At 41.0% G+C, this 21,843-nt stretch carries 13 protein-coding genes and 1 tRNA gene; 6 read left to right on the top strand and 8 right to left on the bottom strand.

Annotation, left to right across the window (positions count from 1 at the left end):
• Window positions 1–484: 484 nt before the first annotated feature.
• Window positions 485–2,464, bottom strand: coding sequence for a DNA polymerase III subunit gamma/tau (locus QI031_RS03685; RefSeq protein ID WP_281483871.1), 1,980 nt, complete (start codon window positions 2,462–2,464; stop codon window positions 485–487).
• Between the two features lie 396 nt (window positions 2,465–2,860).
• On the opposite strand from QI031_RS03685, the gene QI031_RS03690 reads away from it, so the two are divergent.
• A complete protein-coding gene (locus QI031_RS03690) occupies window positions 2,861–3,580 on the top strand; it encodes a hypothetical protein (protein ID WP_281485925.1) in 720 nt (239 codons plus the stop codon).
• A gap of 283 nt (window positions 3,581–3,863) precedes the next feature.
• Complete coding sequence (locus tag QI031_RS03695) at window positions 3,864–7,619, top strand: CHAT domain-containing protein (RefSeq protein WP_281483872.1); 3,756 nt, start codon at window positions 3,864–3,866, stop codon at window positions 7,617–7,619.
• Window positions 7,620–7,947: 328 nt separating this feature from the next.
• Here the strand turns inward: QI031_RS03695 and QI031_RS03700 are convergent, their stop codons facing one another.
• The gene (locus QI031_RS03700) at window positions 7,948–8,274 is read right to left on the bottom strand and encodes a hypothetical protein (RefSeq protein ID WP_281483873.1); all 327 of its coding nucleotides are present in this window, start codon (window positions 8,272–8,274) and stop codon (window positions 7,948–7,950) included.
• Window positions 8,275–8,589: 315 nt separating this feature from the next.
• Here QI031_RS03700 and QI031_RS03705 point away from each other — a divergent pair, with 315 nt between their 5' ends.
• Entirely contained in the window at window positions 8,590–9,531 is a 942-nt protein-coding gene (locus tag QI031_RS03705; RefSeq protein WP_281483874.1) for a putative 2-dehydropantoate 2-reductase, read from the top strand.
• Between the two features lie 27 nt (window positions 9,532–9,558).
• On the opposite strand, the gene QI031_RS03710 is transcribed toward QI031_RS03705, so the two are convergent.
• Together QI031_RS03710 and QI031_RS03715 are read right to left on the bottom strand one after the other, a co-directional pair.
• On the bottom strand, window positions 9,559–10,677 hold the full coding sequence (locus tag QI031_RS03710) for an ABC transporter permease (RefSeq protein ID WP_281483875.1): 1,119 nt from the start codon (window positions 10,675–10,677) through the stop codon (window positions 9,559–9,561).
• A 235-nt stretch (window positions 10,678–10,912) separates the two neighbouring features.
• The gene (locus tag QI031_RS03715; RefSeq protein WP_281483876.1) at window positions 10,913–11,788 is read right to left on the bottom strand and encodes an Npun_R2479 family HD domain-containing metalloprotein; all 876 of its coding nucleotides are present in this window, start codon (window positions 11,786–11,788) and stop codon (window positions 10,913–10,915) included.
• Window positions 11,789–12,384: 596 nt separating this feature from the next.
• Here QI031_RS03715 and QI031_RS03720 point away from each other — a divergent pair.
• The 3 genes from QI031_RS03720 to QI031_RS03730 all read left to right on the top strand — a co-directional run bounded on the left by QI031_RS03720 (window position 12,385) and on the right by QI031_RS03730 (window position 17,437).
• Window positions 12,385–13,881 (top strand): efflux RND transporter periplasmic adaptor subunit, encoded by a 1,497-nt coding sequence (locus tag QI031_RS03720; protein ID WP_281483877.1) that lies wholly within the window; start codon window positions 12,385–12,387, stop codon window positions 13,879–13,881.
• Window positions 13,882–14,155: 274 nt separating this feature from the next.
• Window positions 14,156–17,311 (top strand): efflux RND transporter permease subunit, encoded by a 3,156-nt coding sequence (locus tag QI031_RS03725; RefSeq protein ID WP_281483878.1) that lies wholly within the window; start codon window positions 14,156–14,158, stop codon window positions 17,309–17,311.
• Window positions 17,312–17,365: 54 nt separating this feature from the next.
• Window positions 17,366–17,437: transfer RNA gene (locus tag QI031_RS03730), tRNA-Gly, on the top strand.
• A 128-nt stretch (window positions 17,438–17,565) separates the two neighbouring features.
• On the opposite strand, the gene QI031_RS03735 is transcribed toward QI031_RS03730, so the two are convergent.
• The 4 genes from QI031_RS03735 to uvrA form a co-directional block, all read right to left on the bottom strand.
• Complete coding sequence (locus QI031_RS03735; protein ID WP_281483879.1) at window positions 17,566–17,727, bottom strand: type II toxin-antitoxin system RelE/ParE family toxin; 162 nt, start codon at window positions 17,725–17,727, stop codon at window positions 17,566–17,568.
• A 14-nt stretch (window positions 17,728–17,741) separates the two neighbouring features.
• Window positions 17,742–17,876: a hypothetical protein gene (locus tag QI031_RS03740; protein ID WP_281483880.1), complete on the bottom strand. Its 135-nt coding sequence runs from the start codon at window positions 17,874–17,876 to the stop codon at window positions 17,742–17,744.
• A complete protein-coding gene (locus tag QI031_RS03745; RefSeq protein ID WP_281483881.1) occupies window positions 17,873–18,127 on the bottom strand; it encodes a hypothetical protein in 255 nt (84 codons plus the stop codon). The genes QI031_RS03740 and QI031_RS03745 overlap by 4 nt, the downstream gene beginning before the upstream one ends.
• A gap of 329 nt (window positions 18,128–18,456) precedes the next feature.
• Entirely contained in the window at window positions 18,457–21,384 is a 2,928-nt protein-coding gene (gene uvrA, locus QI031_RS03750; protein ID WP_281483882.1) for an excinuclease ABC subunit UvrA, read from the bottom strand.
• Window positions 21,385–21,843: the final 459 nt, after the last annotated feature.

Genomic DNA, 21,843 nt, shown 5'->3' on the forward strand with positions numbered 1-21,843 from the left:
TTTTACAGGTCAAATGTGTTCGATAGTTGTAAGACATGTGTGTTACAACTATCGCAATGATTAGTTTCTGGTTAAATACTCACTATTCGCCTAATCAAGGATGAATTTGATGAAATCAGGGATATTTGAAGAAATAGAGTTCATCAAAAAAGCGATCGCATTCCCAAACATCAATCAAAAGCCATCAAGTACTAATGCTGAATCTTGAATATTAAAATATTTACATAAATATTTTTTTCTCAGTAGTACCCTTGAGGGTACTATTTCATACCACAGATTTTTACTTAAAGAGCTTGTATATTTTTTTGTCTTCTGTAACTTCTCATACCATTTCACAAAATATTTGAAACAGATGATTAATCTTTAATTCTTTCCCCCTGGTTACTAAGCGCACTTGTGCTGAGTTTAGCCTGAGCGTAGCCGTTGGCGCAGCCTCTCGTAGAGAAGGGTGTAGTCGAAGTAGTCGAAGTATGCCCCCTGCTTTTCACTCATCGTCTGTTTCTGATTCATCTGTCCATTCAGATGTAGATATAGATTCAGGCGATTCTGTTGCATCTTCTGTGAGGCGGATAATTTGTCCATCAAAAAATTGTGCCAGACGTTGAGCTGCGATCGCTACTTCGTCAGTTTCCCAATCATTGGAAAGTGGTCGGGTTGGTGGCAAAGGTGAAGGTTTTACTTTATTTCCATTGTTGGCTGCTGGTTCGATTTTTGCTGGTGGTGGTGCAGGTATGGGATCTGGCTGTGGTGTTGGCGTTGGCTGGTGATTCTGGTTGTCAGTGGAAGGAGGAGGTTGCTGAATCTTAGAGGAACCGTTTTTTGATGGTTCTTTTCTAGCTACAGCGGAGTTTAACAAAGTTCCTTTTTCTAGGCTGACCTCAACTTCCCGACCAAAAGTCTGCTGAAACGCAGCCTTTATCATGGGTAAATCAGATTTTACTTTGTCATACCATACAGATTTAACACCAACGCAAGCAACAGTACCATCAAACTCCGTGAGATAGCACATTTGACGCAGCAGTTCTCGCCTTGAGATTGGCTGGAGGTTAGCCAGGACTTTTTGCCAATCTTGGGTCAAGTCAGATTGCATGACTTCATTAACCGCTTCTGCTGGCACTTCTGGAGATACTGATTGTGCAGGTGCAATCGGCGGTTTTTCCTCAACAGATGGCTGAGGGACAAATCCATTTTCTGGTGGCAGTGACACCGAGTCATGAGAAGAGTTGTGATTTACTGAATCAGACGAATTACTCTCCCGACGGCTTTCGATATGATTGGGTTGTGAAAGAGAAGTTGGATACTGTGGAGATGGACGATGATTGTTTGATGGTGCAGTGACTTTAGGTAAAATCCCTGTAGCGGCAGATTGAATATTTGCACTGGGTAACAATCCTAGTAATGTCATCTCCAGCCACAAACGCGGTTGAGTAGTGTTTTTAATTTGGACTTCAGCAGTTCGCAAGTGTTGCTGTCCTGCCAAAATTGTAGTCACATCGAATTGCTGGGCAAACTCAACTAGCGCTGTCCAGGTTTGACTAGTACAAGCAACTAAATCATGGCGATTAGGTGCTGTTTTGGCAATCAGTAAATCGCGGTAGCAAGCGGCGAAATTTTGCAGAATAATCAATGGTTCCCGACCGCGATCTAGAATATTGCGGCTACAATCTAACACTGATTCTGCATGGTCTTGAGCGATCGCATTTAACAGCGATAATAAATCTTTTTCACTTACCGAACCCACTAAATCCCAAACTTTGTCCGGTGTCACCTCACCAGACAATAGCGCTAATTGGTCAAGTAAACTTTCCGCATCTCGCAAGCCTCCCTGAGCAATTTGGGCTACCAAAGTGACAGCATCAGGAGCAATTTGAATATTTTCTTTAGCAGCGATCGCAGTTAAATGTTTTACCATCGCTTCTAACTGAATCCTTCTAAAATCAAACCTTTGGCAACGCGAAATAATTGTCGGTAATACTCGTTGCGGGTCTGTTGTCGCCAAAACAAAGACTACATGCTTAGGTGGTTCTTCTAAGGTTTTAAGTAATGCATTGAACGCTTGGGTACTTAACATGTGGCATTCATCCACCACATAAACTTTATAGCGGCACTGCACAGGGGCAAACTGAGCTTTTTCAATCAACTCACGGATATTATCGACACCAGTATTACTAGCAGCATCAATTTCAATCACATCAAGGGAATATCCCTGAGTGATTCCCCGACAAACATCACATACACCACAAGGCTCAGCCGTGGGTTTACCACTTTTGAGGCAATTTAAAGATTTAGCAAGAATCCGGGCGCTTGAAGTCTTACCTGTCCCTCGCGGGCCAGTGAACAAATAGGCAGGAGCAATCTTAGCTGTGCGAATCGCATTAGTGAGGGTAGTCGCGATCGCTTCTTGTCCCACCAGTTCAGCAAAACTCTTCGGGCGATACTTGTGATGTAGGGGTTCGTAAGACATAGATAGAAATTGTCAATGCCTTTTATAAATTGATTTAGTAACACAAGTACGCAATTTGGCATTCAATTATTCTAAACGCAGGAATATCCCTTGGAAACAATTAAATAATTTCAGTACCTTGTTTTTTATTATAGTACATTTGAACCAATAGGAGGGGCTAGGGGCTAGGGGCTAGGGAGCAGGGAGCAGGGGAGGCAGGGGGAGCAGGGGAGGCAGGGAGAAAAGGAGAAAGGGAGAAAGAGGTAATTCCTCTTCATCTCCTCTGCACCCTGCACCCTGCCCCTCCGCCTCTTCTCCATGCCCATAGAATAATGTACATTTTATTGACTGAAGTGAAATGATGGTACAGTGCGATCGCTACAATCTTAGGGTAAGCAATACTCAATGGTGCAGCAAATGCTCAGGCGGTTAGTTCAATGGTTTAAAAGATTTTTCCAACGCTTGTTTGGTGGGCAACAGACTGACTCCAAAACAAAAGACAATGTACCAAAAGAACCAGCACCACCTCTAACCGACACAGATCTAGAATTTCTGTTTACCGAACTTCTAGAGGGAGTACATCAGGCGCGAGGACAAGCTTGGGCGCAAAAGTGGCTGCATAACATTGAACATCGCGTCTCTAGCGATCGCTGGATAGAATGGTTACAGCGCTTTGGTGAAAGATTGATAGCATCACCTACACCTAACAATGAACTAGCTGCTCGGTTAGTCCAACTGGGTGAGTTAGGCATCGGAGAAGTTGGCAATACTGCCTACGATATTGGTATGCAGGTATTGAGACGCAATCAAAGCGAACCAATATGGGAATACGAGGGGCCAGATGCTGTCAGTGAAACTTATTTACCTGAAGAAAACTATCTACCTCAAGAGAACTACCTATTACAAAACGAATTAAACCAACAAGAAAATATCCCAGCGGTGGAAGAATCCTTCCCAGCAGAAGGAGAATACCAAACTGTTAGCCTAGAGCAATTGTTTGTCATGTTGCAGCAAGATGAGAACCTACGCCAGCAAGTTGCTCAACAGCTAGCAATCGAAACTGACGATCCACAAGTTATTGTCCAGGAGTTGATTAATCAATATGCTGCAAATGAATCGACTACAGATCAAGGGTAAGCTATTGGAAATGGGGCATGGGGCATTGGGCATGGGGCATTGGGCATGGAGCTATAGATATTATTCTCCCCTGCTCCTCTGCTCCTCTGCTCCTCTGCTCTCTAGTCCCTAGTCCCTAGCCTCTAGCCCCTAGCCCCTAGCCCCTAGCCCCTAGTTCTAAAGTTTTGTATATTTTTTATAATCCTATGACTAAAAACCTCGCTAAATTCAATTGTTTTGACGTAATTACAGATTTTTTTAACATAACGATCGCTACAATCTAGGAGAAATAAAATCCAAGAGTATGGCAGATCTCACGCAGCTATTGCAGTGGCTTATAACATTTTTAAACAGCCCCGTTGGTAGTCAGCAGACTCGTGTTATCAAGACTGCGAGGGGACAGAAGGTTGGAGAATCACCTCCTGAACTCACGAATGCGGATCTGGAACTTTTGTTTCATGAACTGTTGGAAGGTGTCTATCAAGGACGTGAACGACAGTGGGCGATCAATTATCTAGAACGCATGGAAGAACGCATTAGTGTTGAGCGTTGGATAGATTGGTTACTAATTTTTGGTGAAAAATTACTTACATCACCCGCACCAAATCATCAGTTAGCAACGCGGATGGTACAGCTAGGTGAGCTTCGTGTCGGTACAATTGGAGAACTTTCTTATGACATTGGCACACAGCTGTTGACACGTAATTTAAGCGAATGGTACGACGATAATGAGGAGCCAGAAGCCGAAACTACAATTTCTGAAACGTCTGAAAGCCTAACAGACTCTCCAGGACAGGAGTTAATACGTAACTTAGGCGAACTGTTATGGGAATCTGACGATCTAGAAATTGAAACCACGACAGCATCCCCAGCAGATACTAATGAGCAATCAAGAGAATTAATCTGGGAATATGAAGGTGAAGAAGTTGAAACCGCAGCAGTCAACGATGAGCCAAGAGGCTCGTTGATTGAGGAATATCCACAGGAAGAAGTTGAAGCTACCTTATTACCGCAAGAAAACTTAGAAGATTTAATTAGGGAAGATACACAAGAAGAAGTCGAAGCCCCAAGGGTACTACCTCTGCTGATTCCTGCACAAGAAGATGTAATTGGTAATTTAAGCGAACTTTCATTAGACTATGTAGTCAAAACCCCAGCCCCCATCGTCTCAAAAGAAAAGGTTGGGGATCGGTCTCTCACTAATTTAGAGCCACAAGTAGCTAACACTTTAGATGAATTATTAGTCAGGTTGGATCAAAGTACAAACTTAGCCCAACAATTGGCTTCCAATCTGGCAATTTCCCCAAGCCAAACTCCAGCGATTACCACCAACCCGTCGAATGCTCAAGCATGGTTTTACCAAGGTCTTCAGCAAGCTAAAACTGGTGATTTGTTAGGGGCGATCGCTTCTTATAATCAAGCAATAGAAATTCAGCCCAACTCTTCTGAATATTGGTTTAACAGAGGCTTGACTTTATTTCATTTAAAACATTTTGCTGAGGCGATCGCTTCTTATAATCAAGCTATAGAATTAAAACCCGACTATTACAAAGCTTGGCACAATCGGGGTGGAACCTTAGGTGAACTAGGACAATTCGAGGAAGCGATCACATCTTTTGATCAAGCAATCAAAATCCAGCCCGATTACCCAGATGCTTGGTCTAGCAAGGGTTTAGCGCTACTGAAGTTAGGGCAACTGTGGGAAGCGATCGCCTCTTATGATGAAGCTGTACGTTTAGAACCCCAAGATCCAGAAAACTGGTATTTTCGAGGGATCGCCTTAGCTGTTAGTGAGCAACATGAAGAAGCGATCGCCTCTTATGATGAAGCTTTAGAACTAGAACCGGACTTTCATGAAGTTTGGATTGATCGCGGTGTAGTTCTATTTAATTTAAAACGCTGGCAAGAAGCGATCGCCTCTTGGGACAAAGCTCTTTCAAGTCAGCCTAACTTTTACTTAGCTTGGTACAACCGGGGTATAGCTTTAGATAACTTAGCACGCCGCGAAGAAGCGATTGATTCTTATCGTCAAGCCATAGCAATTAAACCCGATTTTCATTTAGCATGGTACAACCAAGCAGTAGCCCTATTTTATTTAGAACAATTTACTGAAGCGATCATTTCTTACGACAATGCCTTACAAATTAAACTTGACTACTGGGAAGCTTGGATTGGTCGAGGTACAGCAATTGGTCATTTAGAGAATACTGAGGCGCTGTCGAGTTTGTCAACTAATCTAGCAGCGACAAATCCCGCCCTTAAGTATGGTGGCTATGAAGGGAAATTAGCCAGTTACGAAGAAGGATTGAAACATGTCCGCCCAGATACTTATCCTGAAGGTTGGGGGAGATTGCATTTAGCGATCGGTAATACCCATTACGATTTAGGCAAGAAACATCCGACATCTCGTAATTACTGGCACAATGCCATAACTGAATATAATCAAGCACTATTAACCCTCACAAGTGAAGATTTTGCCCAGTTACATTTAGAAGTTTTGCAATCTTTAATCAAAGCGCTTTTGGGTTTAGGAGAAACAGCACAAGCACAAGAATTACAGCAACACAGTGTCAATTTGCTGCAACAATTGCTTAATGAACCTACTCGCCCTGACGAAAGTAAAAAACAGCTAGCTCTCAAATTTGCCGGAGTTTGGCAATTAGCAGTTGATGTCCATGTAGATTACGGTGATTTGGTGGAAGCCTGGGAAATGGCAGAACAAATCAAAAATTCTTGCTTAAATTGGCTGTTATTCGATTGGAATCAAGAAATTTACTCACCCAATTATCATTCAGTTCAACAACTGCTTGATCCCACTACAGCGATTATTTACTGGCATATTAGCCCAGTAGCTCTACACACTTTCATTATTAAAGATGAAGCACCATCACCTATCCTCGTCTTTACACCCATACAAGAGATAGGGAAAATATCTTTAGAAGAAACCGCTACATCTGGCGATGAATTGCCTTTAACTGAAGCAGCAAGGCGCTTAATTGAATTTGAAAATTGGCTGGAAGATTGGAACCACACACACCAAGAATATTGTAGTCAAGTTCCATCTCAGCAAAACAAGAGTAATCATTCTTGGCGATTAGAAATGGAACCGAGGTTGTTAAAACTGAAAAATATCCTCCAAATTTCCACAATTGCCCAAGAACTTGAAGATATTACTCAACTAATTCTTGTTCCCCACCGTAACTTGCACAGATTGCCTCTCCATGCACTGTTTGATCCTCACCAAGAAGATTTGCCAAGCGTGGCATCTAATTTTACTATTACTTATTTGCCTAGTATCCAAACAGGTTTAAATTTAAAAACTAAAAATTTACAGCAGTCATCAAATCAAAAATTGCTCAGTATTGAGCATCCTAATAGTACAGGTTATGCAACACTAAAATTTTCCCAAATTGAATCTGAAATCGTCAGTCAGATGTTTAATAATCCTCAACGCATTCAGGGAGTAAAAGCTACTAAAAATGTGGTCGAAAATGCCTTATTTAATAGTAATAATATATTACATTTTACTGGATATGCTACTACTAATAATAGTGAGCCAAAAAAATCAGAATTAGCTTTAGCAGATGAAGAAAAACTAACTTTAGCAGAAATCTGTCAAGGAAATCTAGCTAGCTACAATTTGGTAACTCTTTCTGCTTGTGAAACTGCCAAAATTAACAAATATAATATTACTACTGAATATGTGGGTTTAGTTAATGGTTTTCTCTGGAGAAAAGTACCCCATGTCGTGAGTACTCTTTGGACTGTAGAATCATCTGCGAGTGCGTTGGTGATGATAGAGTTTTATCGCAAGCTACAGCAAGATAAATCTGCAACGACTGCATTAGCTGAAGCAACAGCATGGCTAAAAGAACTAACTGCTGGAGAATTAACAAAATGGTATGAAGACTTACTTAATAATCTGCAATCTGAAGAGTTGAGAGTTAGGACTTATTTAGCTACATATCTATATAGAAGTAGTAAAATGACACCAGATCAAAAGCTTTACGATCATCCCTATTACTGGGCAGCATTCATTATTACAGGTAAATTGAGTTGATATCCAAAGCATGATCAAAAACGATATTCAAGCTAGAGAAAATTAATCATTGAAGTAACACAAATCTATTACTCTGCGTTCTCTGTCTTGAAAAGTTTGTTACGGAGGGAAACCCTCCGACGCTCGCGGACTCGCTAACGCTTCGCTATGACAACTTTTCGCTGCGCCTCTGCGGTTCGATTAATCACCTTGAAAGAGAGTGCGATCGCAGTTCGATATCTGAATTATGATAGTACTACAATATGTAACAGCGATCGCAGCTTTTAATTCGGATGAGTGATGATTTTTTCTAGAACTTTGTTCCTGTATTGAATATTATTTGTCGTTTTCAAGCATTGTTAGAAAGACGCAGACTATTCATTTGGTATTTTCGCACCATAACCGCTACCAAATTACTCAACAAACAACTAATTGCTAAGCATAACAAAATATAAGTGGGAGCCATCACTACACCAATAGCAAACCAAGTATATACGTGTAATACCATCACAAAAGCAAAAATGCTGGCAATCCCCACTGTTTGCCATATTTGGCGCTGTAGAAATGTGAGGATGATTGTCAATGATGTAGCAATCAAGTTTGCTGGTACAAGAAATGCACAAATGCTGACGCAGTTGGCACGGGAGAACTCTGCTAAAGTGTGGAAATCAAGCATCAATTTTTTGGGATAATGTCGGCATATAAAATTAATAAAATATATTTTTACTTATCTAAACCGAGCTTAGCATACCTCTAAAGTAATCACTTGAGAAATGTAACATAATTTAAATCTGACTAAATAGTTAATCTTAATTAAGAATATGAGCCATTTATTTTACCTAATTAATCTCTGCAAAAAATTTTAAATTATAGTGAATTTGCTTGAAATATTATTACAAAAACTTATGTGTAAATGTAAACGAAGTGATAAATTCACTATCTACAGACATAGAGAAGCTGATTATTCTGAGAAAATTTGTTGGGGAAAAATATGTGCGATCGCAAGTATGCCATTCTAGGAACTGGTGCATTAGGTGGATTTTATGGAGGCAAATTACAAAAAGCTGGTTTGGATGTGCATTTTTTGCTCAGAAGTGACTATGACCATGTCAAAAAATATGGTTTACTCGTTGAGTCTAAAGACGGTGACTTTGCCCTTCCCCAAGTTAATGCTTATCAAGATATAGAGAAAATGCCACAATGCGATGTGGTAGTAGTTGCATTAAAAACAACACAAAATTATTTGCTACCGAAATTGTTACCACCTATTGTTAAAAATGGTGGGGTGGTGTTGGTATTGCAAAATGGACTTGGTATAGAAGAAGAAATTGCCCAAATAATTGGCAACGTCAGTATTATTGGTGGACTGTGCTTTTTGTGTTCCAATAAAGTAGCACAAGGACATATTTGCCACTTGGACTATGGACATATTACTTTAGGGGAATATATTCCAGGCTATCCTACTGTTGGCATTACAGACAAAATACAGCAAATTGCCCATGACTTTCATCGGGCTGGGATTGCAATAGAATTAGCTGAAGACTTACTATTAGCACGTTGGAAAAAGTTGGTGTGGAATATTCCTTACAATGGTCTTTCTGTAATTCTCAATGCCAGAACAGATGAATTAATGGCAGATATGTACACTTGCAAATTAGTCGAACAATTAATGTTTGAAGTAGCGGCAGGGGCAAATAGTCATGGGCGTAATATTCCTGACAGTTTCATTCAAAAAATGCTAGATTACACCGTCAAAATGAAACCTTACCGCACTAGCATGAAAATTGACTATGATGAATGTCGCCCCCTAGAGATAGAGGCAATTTTTGGCAATCCAATACGTCAGGCACAAACAGCAGGTGCAAGTTTATTACAAATTAGTTGTATCTACAATCAGTTGAAGTTTCTAGATACCAAAAATCAAAAACAATAATCTAGAACTATGGGTATATAAACTAGCTTATCTTCGTAAACTGCGGGGGTCGAGAGCATCTCTGAGTCCATCACCCAACAAATTGAAAGCCAGTACCGTCAGAATAATTAGCAGTGCTGGCGGCCAAATTAACCAAGGTTGCAACACCAAAATAGAGGCATTGCTTGCCAGAGAAAGCATATTTCCCCATGATGGGTCTGGTTGTTGAATACCTAAGCCAATTAGACTTAATACTGCCTCAGCGCTAATAAAACTAGGAACCGCAAGAGTAGCAGAGATAATTACATAAGTAGCCGTTTGCGGCAAAACGTGGCGGAGAATAATATAAATTGGCTTACCACCCATTGCTCTTGCTGCTTGGACAAATTCTCGCTCTTTAATTGATAATACTTGTCCGCGAATTACCCGTGCTAAACCAGCCCAGCTAATTACTGAAGTAATTACCACAATCAATAAAAAGCGTTGGGTACTGCTTAAACCAGGTGGTAAGACTGCACCTAAGGTAACTAGAAGATAAATACTTGGGAAAGTCATCAGTACTTCTGCGAGGCGCATGATAACACTGTCAGTCCAGCCGCCAAAATAACCAGAAATGCCACCTATAAAAAGACCTAGGGGAAAGGTAATAATAACTCCGATAATTCCGATAAATAAGCTAATGCGACCCCCATGTACTAAGCGACTGAATTGGTCGCGTCCTTGTTCGTCAGTACCTAAGATATTAAATTTAGCCTCATTAGCTGCACCAAATAAATGCCAATCCAAGGGTATGCCGGGAAAGATGATAGTTTCATCCCACTCAGGCGGCAGTGGCAAACTCAGCTGCAACAGCCGATATTCTGCCCCAGAGACAAATAAACGTAAGGGTGAGGGTTTTTTAAAGTTTACAATCAGTTGGCGATCGCCTGTTTGCAGGTCAGTATCTCCTTGGGTCGTAGGATAAATATGAGGGCCAATAAACCGCCCTGATGATTTTGAAACCCAATAAACCTGAGTTGGTGGCAGTAGGGAACCATTTGCCTGTGAGGCATAGGGGTCATAAGGGGCAACAAAATCAGCAGCAATTACTGCTAGATAAAAAATTAACAGTAAAATTGCCCCAAATCGCGCCAAAGGATTCTTTTGCAGTCTTTGCCACCAATTCATAGTTATGTGTCCTTGGTTAGTTGTCAGTTGTTTTTGATCTAGTGGTCTATCACATCAAATTATTTTGATTGGTTAACTTATTCTTAGTTTTTCTTCCTTTGCGGTTCATGATTTTACCTTCAAAATTAATGGGACAGACCACTAGTTCATTAGTTCATTACTTTATCTTGAAAGTGGCTCGATCTTAAAAAATATGATTGCCACTGACCACTGACCACTGACCACTGACTAATATCTAAGCATGTCGTTGCTCAACTAAATATAGATGTTCTTCTTGCTGTTTTTCATGTTCTACAACAAATACGTTCGAGTAGAGGTTAGCAACAATTTGTTTTCCTTGCTGTGTCAAAGATAAGTAACGCAATCCTTCTTTGATGTAGGGATGAACACCATTCCAGTAAAATTTAGCGTAGTTTTTGCGTAAATCAGCAGGTGTCTCGTAGCCCAAAACCTTATTCATCCCAGTTTCTTCAAACTCGTAAAATAAAGAGGTAATTTTCTTTAAATAACGCGGGTCGCTTAATTGCCCGATTAAATCAGCAGCACGCACTAATCCAGCAAAGTTAGCTGTCTCTTGATGATCTTCTGCTGTAGGTACTGGGAAACGAGTCCATTCAATATTACTCTTAATCACGTCAGCATCTATCAACTTGTGACCGCCAAAACGCTCATCAATAAAAAGTTTGGCTCTATCAACATGATAAGGTGTAAGGCTGGCATCAGAAGCTCCTGGGTGTAGAGAAATCATTCTGCCATTTTTACCTGTAGCATATAAACCTGCGGCCTCTTGGTCTTGTCGGCAAACTCCTTTGACATAACCGATATCATGGCATACCAAAGAAATGATGAAATGTAGCCAGTCTTCGCTGGAAACGCCACCTTCTCGAATGTGTTTACCACGTAACATTTCCTGTCCTACCAAGGTAACTAAAACCGAGTGTTCAACGTTGTGATAAAGAGCGTCGCTATTGGCAATATTTTCCAATGCCATACTCCCTGCCCAAGCGATGATATCTTGGTAATCATTTTTCGAGCAGCCGTATGTACGACGGTAGCCTTCTCGAATTTGCTTGACAAAAGCATCAATTAAAATTTCAGTGACATTGAACATGGCTTTGTGACTTAGATTGGTAATCAAACAATTTTTAGGTTTCTAGACTAGTGGTTCATTTAATCAATTCAAAACTGCTGTAACTATTTACGAGTTTTTACTAGCTTGCACAAGCAGGGTTGCCGTTATGGAAATTTTAAACAATGCAAATTTATCCTTTGTAACTTAGAAATGGATGTGAGCGCTAGCTATCTTCATAATTTGCTCAGATGATATGCTAACCAAATTTATATAAGTAATATTTATTAGCGTGTATGAGACAAAAGGTAAGTGCGATCGCGACCTACTCTAATTAAGTGTTTCACATCTGTTTATTTAGTGACAGTGATCTCAATACAAAAGCTGTGTGACTTATAAATAGGCTGATAGAGAACGTAAATCATGCTGCTTGATAAACAACCGTATAAATACTGAATATTTTTTTGATTTGATTAAAAGAATTAAGTCAATTTATGGGCATCATAATGAGGATTATTACGGTCAAAATTCTCAAATATGAGCCATATTTTAGTATGCATAGTCAGTTGAAACCTATTTAAAAAAAAAAGACCAGTAGTGGTATTTGCATAGATAAATCGGCTAGTGGAGGTAGAACTTTGGACAACGAAAGTTTTTTAGAAGTGGAAACAGAAGCACCTGTAAAGGTTGATGAGGATGAATCTTTTAGTAAAGCAGATACTCAGCAAACCCGTCCTTGGTTAATACCGCTATTTATAGGTACTGGCTTGGGGATAGCGATCGCTTTGGGTGGTATAAGTTTATTTACTTACCTTCCTAGTCGTCAACAAAGTGCAGTAGCAAAGAAAGTCGCACCGACAGTTAACCCAGCCATGACAGTCACTATCGCCCCAGTAGAAAAGACCCGTATTTTCCGCACTTTCAATACTACTGGGACTGTAGCAGCTCGTGATTTGATTCCTGTTTTGCCACAGGTCAACAGTTTACAAATCAAAATTATCCCTGAAGACATTAAAGAGGGAGCTTTTGTCAACAAAGGTCAAGTACTGGCAATACTGGATGATTCCATACTGCAAGCCCAAATTAGTCAAGCAAAAGCAGAGATAGAATCTAAGCAAGCCGATGTGGTATCTAAGCAAGCAGAAATAACATCCAAGCAAGCTAGTGTGGCATCTAATCAGGCGATAGTTAAACAAAAACGAGCCGACTTAGGGCAAGCCCAAGCCAAATTAGAAGAAGCTGAAAAGAATTTTCAACGTTATCAAAAACTTGCCGCTTCGGGAGCGATTAGTCAGCAAGAACTTGATACTCGTTTTTACACAGTGAAAACTGCTAAAGAGTCTGTACGCCTAGCCCAAGAAAATATTTATAGCGCTCAAGCAAATGTCAGTAGTGCCAAAGCAAATATTGGCAGTGCCAAAGCAAATGTGAATAAAGCCCAAGCTGATGTCCGTAGTAGTGTGGCCAAGGTACAACAACTGCAAACTCAACTCAAGCAAACTGTAGTGCGTGCGCCGATTTCGGGAATGATTGCCGAGAAATTAGCCAGAGTCGGCGATGTTACGGGTGTACCGCCACAAACTCAAACTGGGACTGTGATTGGTGGTACACAAAAGCTGTTTTCTATTATCCGTAACGGTAGGTTAGAACTTCAGGCACGGGTTCCGCAAATGCAATTGCCACAGATAGATATTGGTGCATCTGTACAAATTACCTCAGATGTTGATCGTCGAGTGCGATCGCAAGGACGAGTTAGAGAAATCCAACCGCTAGTAAATCCCCAAAGGCGCGAAGCTACAGTCAAAATTGATTTACCCGTAACAGATTTATTAAAACCTGGGATGTTTGCGCGGGCAGCAATTAACACTAATACAACAATGGGGATAGCTGTACCCCAAAAAGCAGTGCAATCCCAACCAGATGGCAGCGTCATTTTATTTACCTTATCGGACGAAGATATAGTCCGCGCCCAGAAAGTAGAAGTAGGAGAACTTATCGATGGTGACAGAGTAGAAATCAAGAGTGGGTTGCAAATCAGCAATAACTTAAAACAAGACATTTCAAATCTGCGCGTAGTAGTTAACGGTGCAAGCTACCTCAAAGACGGCGACAAGGTAAGAGTCGCAAACCAATAAATTTTCTGGCATTGCTGAATCAGAAGATGAAATTTGATGAATTGAAACTTAAAACTCCTTATACTCTCTGCGTCTCTGCGCGACGGACACTTTGCTCAAGTCGGCAGAGCCGCCCACGCAAGTGTCCTCCTCTGCGTGTTAGCAAAGCGGGGCGTAGCCCGATAAATCATCCTGAAATATGCAACACCAATTTTCTTTATCCCCCTTGCGCCCTGCACCCTGCCCCTCTGCCTTTTATTCCCCATGCCCCTCATCCCAAACATAAAATTTTCTTATGTCTTTTAACATCTCGGCTTGGTCAATTAAAAAACCTGTTCCCACGATAGTTTTATTTTTAATTTTGACGGTAGTAGGTTGGTTTTCCTTTATATCCTTAGGAATTGATATTAACCCCAATATTGATGTGCCAGCAGTTTTAGTCACAGTTACTCAACCAGGAGCAAGCCCAGCAGAACTAGAATCCCAAGTGACGAAAAAAATTGAAGATGCTGTTGCAGGTTTGGGTAATATCGATAACATGATTTCCACAGTTAGCGATGGCAACTCCAAAACAACGATTAATTTTATTTTAGGGACAAATAGCGATCGCGCTACTAATGATGTGCGGAATGCGATCGCTCAAATTCGCCAAAGTTTACCCCAAGATATCAATGACCCAATTGTACAACGCTTAGATTTTGCTGGCGGTGCAGTAATTACCTACGCAGTCAAATCTGATCAGCGTTCTGTAGAAGAATTAAGTAACATCGTAGACCAAACCATCAGCCGGGCTTTATTAGCAGTCAAGGGTGTAGCCCAAATTAAGCGTGTGGGTGGAGTTGACCGAGAAATCCGAATTAACCTTGATCCTAATCAGTTAGAATCTTTAGGCATTACTGCCACTCAGGTCAACGACCAAATCCGCACATTGAATGTTAACTTACCTGGGGGACGTGCCGAAGTTGGTGGTAGCGAACAAAGTATCCGCACCCTTGGTAGTGCCGCGAGTGTGGATGTTTTGCAAACCTATGAAATCCTTCTACCTGGGGGTGGTTCCGTCCCTTTATCTAGTTTGGGAACTGTTGAAGATAAGTTTGCCGATGTGCGTCAAGCCGCCCGTTTGAACAACCAACCTGTGGTCGCTTTCCAGGTATTGCGGAGTACTGGCAGCGTCATGGTGACAGTAGAAGCAGGAGTCAAAGCAGCAGTCGCACAATTACAAAAAACACTTCCCCAAGATGTACAACTGAATTTAATTTTTACTAGGGCTGACGTTGTTCGCAAATCTTACGAAAGCACCATTGATGAATTAATTCAAGCTTCGGTACTAGCTGTGATTGTAATTTTAGTGTTTTTACGAGACTGGCGAGCCACATTAATTACTGCTGTTGCCCTGCCTTTATCGATCATTCCTACCTTCGCTGTGCAGCAAGCTTTGGGTTATACCCTCAACAACATGACTTTGTTGGCATTAGCCCTGGCTGTAGGTAACTTAGTGGATGATGCCGTTGTTGAAATTGAAAACATGGAACGGCATATCGCTATGGGCAAATCAGCCTGGAAAGCTGCTTTTGACTCTTCTGAGGAAGTGGGATTAGCAGTTATGGCTTCTTCTGCCACAATTATTGCCGTGTTTCTGCCCGTTGCTTTTATGGGCGGCGTTCCTGGGCAGTTTTTTCAACCATTTGGTGTTACCGTTGCCGTTTCTACAATTTTCTCAACTTTAGTCGCACGGATGGTGACACCGATGATGGGAGCTTATTTATTACACAAGCAACATCATCAACCTAGTGCTACTCAAGCCAAGTTGAGACTCAGCAAAATTTTCAATCTCCAATCCCAAACTTCAGATTTTAAACACCGTCGCTTGCAGCCTTATAAATCCCTCCTCAAGTGGGCATTACGCCATAGATTGACAACAATGGCGATCGCCTTAGCTTTTTTTATGGCAAGTCTGATGCTAGTTCCTTTAATTCCTAAGGGTTTCGTTGATGACGGCGACTTGGGTATTTCTACTGTTGCAATTGAATTACCTCCCGGTTCCACCTTGGCAGATGTCAACAAGGTTGCAACCCAAGCAACTGATTTGATTCGCCAAAATCCCACAGTTGAACGAGTGTTAGCCACAGAAGAAATTAATGCTGCAACTCTGGCTGTGCAACTCAAACCCAAGTCAGAACGGAAAATTTCTCAAAAACAATTTGAAGAACAAGTCCGCCCTTTATTTCAAGAAATACCGGGAGCTAGAATCAGTTTCCAAAGCCAAAGTCCAGGGGATAGTCGTAAAAGCCTATCAATAGTTCTCAGGAGTGAAAATCCCCAAGCTTTAAACGAAACTGCCAATGCCTTAGAAAAGCAAATGCGAGATGTCACTGGCTTAGTAGAAGTATCTTCTAGCGCTAGTTTAGTTAAACCAGAAATTGTCGTTGTTCCCAACCCTCAACGAGCAGCGGATTTAGGTGTAACAGTGCAAGCGATCGCTCGTACTGCTTCTTTGGCAACTATTGGCGATAACGAGGCAAATTTAGCCAAGTTTAACTTAAGCGATCGGCAAATTCCTATCCGCGTTCAAATTGACCCCAAAGCGCGTACAGATATTAACACCCTCAAAAATCTTCAAGTTCCCAGTCAAAATGGTGAGTTGGTTTCTCTTTTGGCAGTTGCAGATATTCGTTTTGGTAGTGGCCCTGCAACCATCAATCGTTATGATCGCGCTCGTCAAGTTGCAGTAGAAGCCAACTTGCAAAGTATTTCCTTGGGAGAAGCAGTACAAGCAGTTAATAACCTCCCGGCATTGCAAAACTTACCCCCAGAAGTCACACAGCAACCTTCTGGTAGTGCCAAAATTATGCAGGACATTTTCAGCCGTTTTGGTGGCGCACTAGCACTAGCAGTTTTGTGTATCTATGCAATTTTGGTCTTGTTGTATAATAACTTTCTCCATCCCCTGTCAATTATGGCGGCATTGCCTTTTTGTTTAGGCGGCGCTTTAGTAGCCTTGATGGTTGCTCAAAAACCCTTGGGAATCTATGCCTTGATTGGGGTTGTACTGCTATTAGGAATTGTTACCAAAAACTCGATTCTTTTGGTTGATTATACAATCATTAATATGCAAGCAGGTAAAACCCAACGCCATGCATTGATTGAATCTGGCGTGTCGCGTCTACGTCCGATTATGATGACTTCTCTAGCAACAATTGCGGGTACTTTGCCTTTGGCGTTGGGTATTGGTGTCGGTTCTGAAGTTCGTCAACCGATGGGAATTGCAATTATGGGTGGTTTCACAACTTCTACCTTGTTGACACTGGTAGTTGTACCAGTCATATTTACCTACATTGACGACTTCCAGACTTGGATTTTAGATACATTGCGTTATGGTTTGGGCAAGAAGCGTACCGAAGAACGTGAAATAACAACTCTGCCACCTACCAGCGAACAATCTGCTTCTTAAAGGTCAAGTAATGGTATAATATTATCTGGCTTAATCTTCAGCTAAGAATTATCTGCGGGTGTAATTCAGTGGTAGAATATCTGCTTCCCATGCAGAGTGTCGTGGGTTCGAGTCCCATCACCCGCTTAAAACAAAAGCCTTATATAGTGGGCATTTCAAGAATTATGTTGAGACTAAATATAATTATCAAGAACAGTCTATTTGCAAACATTTAGGCAATTCTATTAATTTTTCACTTATCCCAACCAATTTTGCTAATCCTCATTCTGCCCTAAAAATAAACCTTCCAAATCTTGATACCCACTAACAACACGTAAAATTTCAACACCTTCCTCAATTGTACGGTAGAAAATTAGGTAATCATTAACAGAAAAGCTGCGTAAATTAGGAGCTAATTCATCTCGTCTACGTCCCATACCAGGAAATTTAGCTAACCTTTCACATTTTGGTTGATTTTGGCGAGAAGGCTTTCAGCAGTATCAAAACTATTATTGTTGGCAATGTAATCGATAATAGCCTCAACATCCCGACTTGCTGGAACTGTAAACCTACAAATATTGCTCATTGACCAGCCTGAGCGCGTTTTTGTTGCAGTTTCTCGCGTAACTGTTGAAACACCTCTTCAGCATCGACTAACTCACCCCGATCAGCTGCTTCCATTCCAAGGTGAATTTCCTGCTGTAATTGCTTAAATCTCCCCTTGTATAACTTTTCCCATTCGTCAGCTTGCAACAAATTAATAAACGCCAGTACCTCTTGTTGCTTCTCAGGTGATAATACCCGTACTTTTTCTAAAATGGCTTGCTCAATAGTCATTTAACTGCTCCCTAGAGTGAAAGTCGCACATCTGCACATCATATTTCTATTCTAAAGTTGGCATCCCTACAAAGAAACTAACAGCTCATACTTCCAGAGGATTTCAAGCCTTTTAATAGTCCACCAAAAAAATTATGACAGGTCTAAATCAGGATACAATCGTTGAAATTTAACTCTAGATCTGAAGCGACAAAACGCCAATCAATTTTAACTTTTTGCTGATTACGTTGGTCAAAGGTTTTAGAATTTAAAGTTGATAGAACTCACATTATGATTAAGGCCGCAGGGAGCAATGAGTTTACAACTATATAGGCGATCGCTCTCCTCGACTATTTTTTGATCGCGGGATAATGCTGCAATACCTGCTGCAAATACTGTCCCGTATAAGAGCGGGAATTTTTGGCAATTTCCTCTGGTGTCCCTACAGCAATTATTTCTCCCCCTTTATCGCCACCTTCAGGCCCCAAATCAATCACCCAGTCAGCACAACGAATTACATCTAAATTGTGTTCAATGACTAAAATCGAATTGCCTTTATCCACTAAACGTTGCAACACATCCAATAATTTGTGGACATCATAAAAAGACAAACCTGTCGTGGGTTCATCTATTAAATAAAGCGTTTTACCTGTAGCGCGGCGTGATAGTTCTGTTGCTAATTTTACCCGCTGCGCTTCACCACCAGATAATGTAGTCGCAGGTTGTCCAAGTTTGACATAACCCAAACCAACATCATATAAAGTTTGCAAACGAGTTACAGCTTTAGGAATGTTTTGAAAAAACTCTAAACTTTCCTCAACTGTCATATTGAGAACATCAGAAATAGATTTATCTTTGTACTTTACTTGCAAAGTTTCACGGTTATATCTTGCACCTTTACAAATTTCACATTGGACATAAACATCTGGTAAAAAGTTCATTTCGATGACGTTGACACCTTGTCCGCTACAAGCTTCGCAACGTCCACCTTTAACATTAAAAGAAAATTGTCCAGGTTTGTAACCCCTAGCTTTGGCTTCTACTGTTTGAGAAAATACATCTCGAATCGCATCGAAAACACCTGTGTAAGTTGCAGGATTGGAACGTGGTGTACGTCCAATTGGAGATTGATCGATAACGATCGCTTTATCAACTGCATTTAATCCCTTAATTTCCTGTAACTGTTTCGGTAAAGGAACTTTCTTCGTCAAGTGGTGTTGCAGTGACGGGTAAAGTAATTCGTTAATCAAAGTCGATTTACCTGAACCTGAAACACCAGTTACAGCGACAAGTTCACCCAATGGTATTTCAACATCAATATTTCTTAAGTTGTTACGATGGGCATTATTAATTACCAAACTGCGCCCATTTCCTGCTCGACGTTCTGCTGGGGTATTAATGACTCGCCGTCCAGATAAATAAGCACCTGTTAAGGAATCTTCTGCTGTTAACAACGCCTGTAAATCACCTTGGGCGATAATATTCCCACCGTGGATTCCTGCACCCGGCCCAATATCAACAATATGGTTAGCTGCACGAATCGTTTCTTCATCATGCTCAACCACAATTAATGTATTACCTAAATCACGCAATTTAGTTAAAGTTTTGAGTAACCGTCCATTATCTCGTTGATGTAAACCAATACTCGGCTCATCTAAAACATAGAGAACTCCAGTTAAACCAGAACCAATTTGAGTTGCAAGGCGAATCCGTTGGGCTTCACCACCAGAAAGAGTCATTGCCGGACGATCAAGAGTCAAGTAATCTAAACCTACATCCAACAAAAATTGCAATCTAGCTTTGATTTCTCTCAATACTAAATCAGCAATTTGCATTTGGCGATCGCTCAACTTTAACTGAGCAGTTCTTTCTTGACAATCTCGAATTGATACCCCAGTTAAATCTAAAATTCCATATTGTCCTAACCGTACCGCCAAAGCCTCAGCCTTTAACCTTTTCCCCCCACAAACCTCACATGGTTGATCAACCAAATACTGCTCTAATTTTTGCTTAATTAACTCCGAACCCCCTTCATATTGCCGCTGCAAAATGGGAATAGCACCCTTAAAACTCTGTGTCCTCCGTGCCTCTGCGGTTCGTTCTCCCTTCTCCCCATACAAAACAATCTCTTGTTGTTCTGCTGTCAAATTATTCCAATGTGTTTGTAACTCAAACCCATGAGCTTGACCCAAACTATAAAGTAATTCCAGATAATATGAATTATCTTTTTCTGACCAAGGCGCGATCGCAGCATAAATTGGTGCTTCAGGGTTAGGTACTACCAAATCTGGTGCAAATCTTCTTAAAGTCCCGATTCCATGACAATTAGCACAAGCGCCATAAGGCGAGTTAAACGAAAACAAACGCGGTGATAATTCCTCCATCACCGCCCCATGTACTGGACAAGCAAAGTTTTCCGAAAACACTAATTCTTCTTCGCTGTCAGTTGTCAGTTGTTCCTTGTCAGTTGTTTGTTGATTATCACTACTGACTACTGACGACTGACTAACGACAATATTAGCAATCCCACCAGATTGCTTCAGACACGTAGATAAAGAATCTACCAAGCGTTCTTGGATGTCTGGTTTTTTCACCAAACGGTCGATTACAACCTCAATCGTGTGAGTTAAATTTTTATCTAATTCAATCGAGTCTGATAATTCTCGAACTTCGCCATCAATCCGTACACGGACAAAACCTTGGGAAGCAAGACTAGATAACAACTTGCGGTGAGTGCCTTTTTTTCCGCGGACAACAGGGGCGAGAATTTGAAATCGAGTGCGATCTGGTAACTCTAAAATGCGATCGCACATCTCATCAATTGTCTGGGGTGCAATAGAGCGATCGCATATCGGACAATGGGGTTCACCAGCCCGCCCAAACAACAACCGTAAATAATCGTAAATCTCCGTCACCGTCCCGACTGTAGAACGGGGGTTATGAGATGTAGATTTTTGGTCAATGGAAATTGCTGGACTTAAGCCTTCAATTGCTTCCACGTCCGGTTTATCCAACTGTCCTAAAAATTGCCGGGCGTAGGCGCTAAGAGATTCAACATAGCGACGTTGCCCTTCTGCAAAAATCGTATCAAAAGCTAAAGAAGACTTACCCGAACCAGATACACCAGTAAATACAATCAGGCGATCGCGTGGCAATTCCAAATCAATATTTTTCAGATTATGCTGCCTAGCACCCCTAATCCGAATCGTGTTCCGGTCATTTTGGTTGGGGTGCGGAAGATGTCCATTCAGGGATGCGGCTAGCTTGTTATCTGACATATCGGAATGGTGAAAGGCGGCGTAAAATGTAGGTATAAAACAGTATAAGTACCAAAAAATGAATCTTGAAAAAGTTGATTCCTTTGCCCCAAAGGAGCGAAGTTATGTAACAAGTTCTGACTTCATCCTTTATCCTTGACATTTCAGACTGTTTTGGTGAAACAATCCTTAATAATACTATCTTTATTGTGGTTATAGTAGAACAATAGTACTGTTTAAGGTAGAGATTACTCTATATTCAGTCCGCAGACATCTTCCTTTATCTGCTAACTGGGGAAGCATCACAAATAAACATCCTCCTCAGGGTAAAACTGATAGTATTGCAAAGATAAAACTGTGTATAGATAACTACATTTCTTCACAGTACAACAATTATGCGTAGACGCAAAGCGGCTTGTCGTCAGACATCGCTTCTGTGAAAAATACAATAAAAAACTAGAATAAAACAGGACTTACGCA

The sequence above is a fragment of the Halotia branconii CENA392 genome (assembly GCF_029953635.1).
GTDB lineage: Bacteria > Cyanobacteriota > Cyanobacteriia > Cyanobacteriales > Nostocaceae > Halotia > Halotia branconii.

Bases quoted from the DNA above. Each gene is read 5' to 3' on its own strand.
- QI031_RS03735 (WP_281483879.1), bottom strand. From the start codon at position 17,727: ATGGGACGTAGACGAGATGAATTAGCTCCTAATTTACGCAGCTTTTCT.
- QI031_RS03740 (WP_281483880.1), bottom strand. From the start codon at position 17,876: ATGAGCAATATTTGTAGGTTTACAGTTCCAGCAAGTCGGGATGTTGAG.
- QI031_RS03705 (WP_281483874.1), top strand. From the start codon at position 8,590: ATGTGCGATCGCAAGTATGCCATTCTAGGAACTGGTGCATTAGGTGGA.
- QI031_RS03745 (WP_281483881.1), bottom strand. From the start codon at position 18,127: ATGACTATTGAGCAAGCCATTTTAGAAAAAGTACGGGTATTATCACCT.
- QI031_RS03690 (WP_281485925.1), top strand. From the start codon at position 2,861: ATGCTCAGGCGGTTAGTTCAATGGTTTAAAAGATTTTTCCAACGCTTG.
- QI031_RS03715 (WP_281483876.1), bottom strand. From the start codon at position 11,788: ATGTTCAATGTCACTGAAATTTTAATTGATGCTTTTGTCAAGCAAATT.
- QI031_RS03695 (WP_281483872.1), top strand. From the start codon at position 3,864: ATGGCAGATCTCACGCAGCTATTGCAGTGGCTTATAACATTTTTAAAC.
- uvrA (WP_281483882.1), bottom strand. From the start codon at position 21,384: ATGTCAGATAACAAGCTAGCCGCATCCCTGAATGGACATCTTCCGCAC.
- QI031_RS03685 (WP_281483871.1), bottom strand. From the start codon at position 2,464: ATGTCTTACGAACCCCTACATCACAAGTATCGCCCGAAGAGTTTTGCT.
- QI031_RS03725 (WP_281483878.1), top strand. From the start codon at position 14,156: ATGTCTTTTAACATCTCGGCTTGGTCAATTAAAAAACCTGTTCCCACG.
- QI031_RS03700 (WP_281483873.1), bottom strand. From the start codon at position 8,274: ATGCTTGATTTCCACACTTTAGCAGAGTTCTCCCGTGCCAACTGCGTC.
- QI031_RS03710 (WP_281483875.1), bottom strand. From the start codon at position 10,677: ATGAATTGGTGGCAAAGACTGCAAAAGAATCCTTTGGCGCGATTTGGG.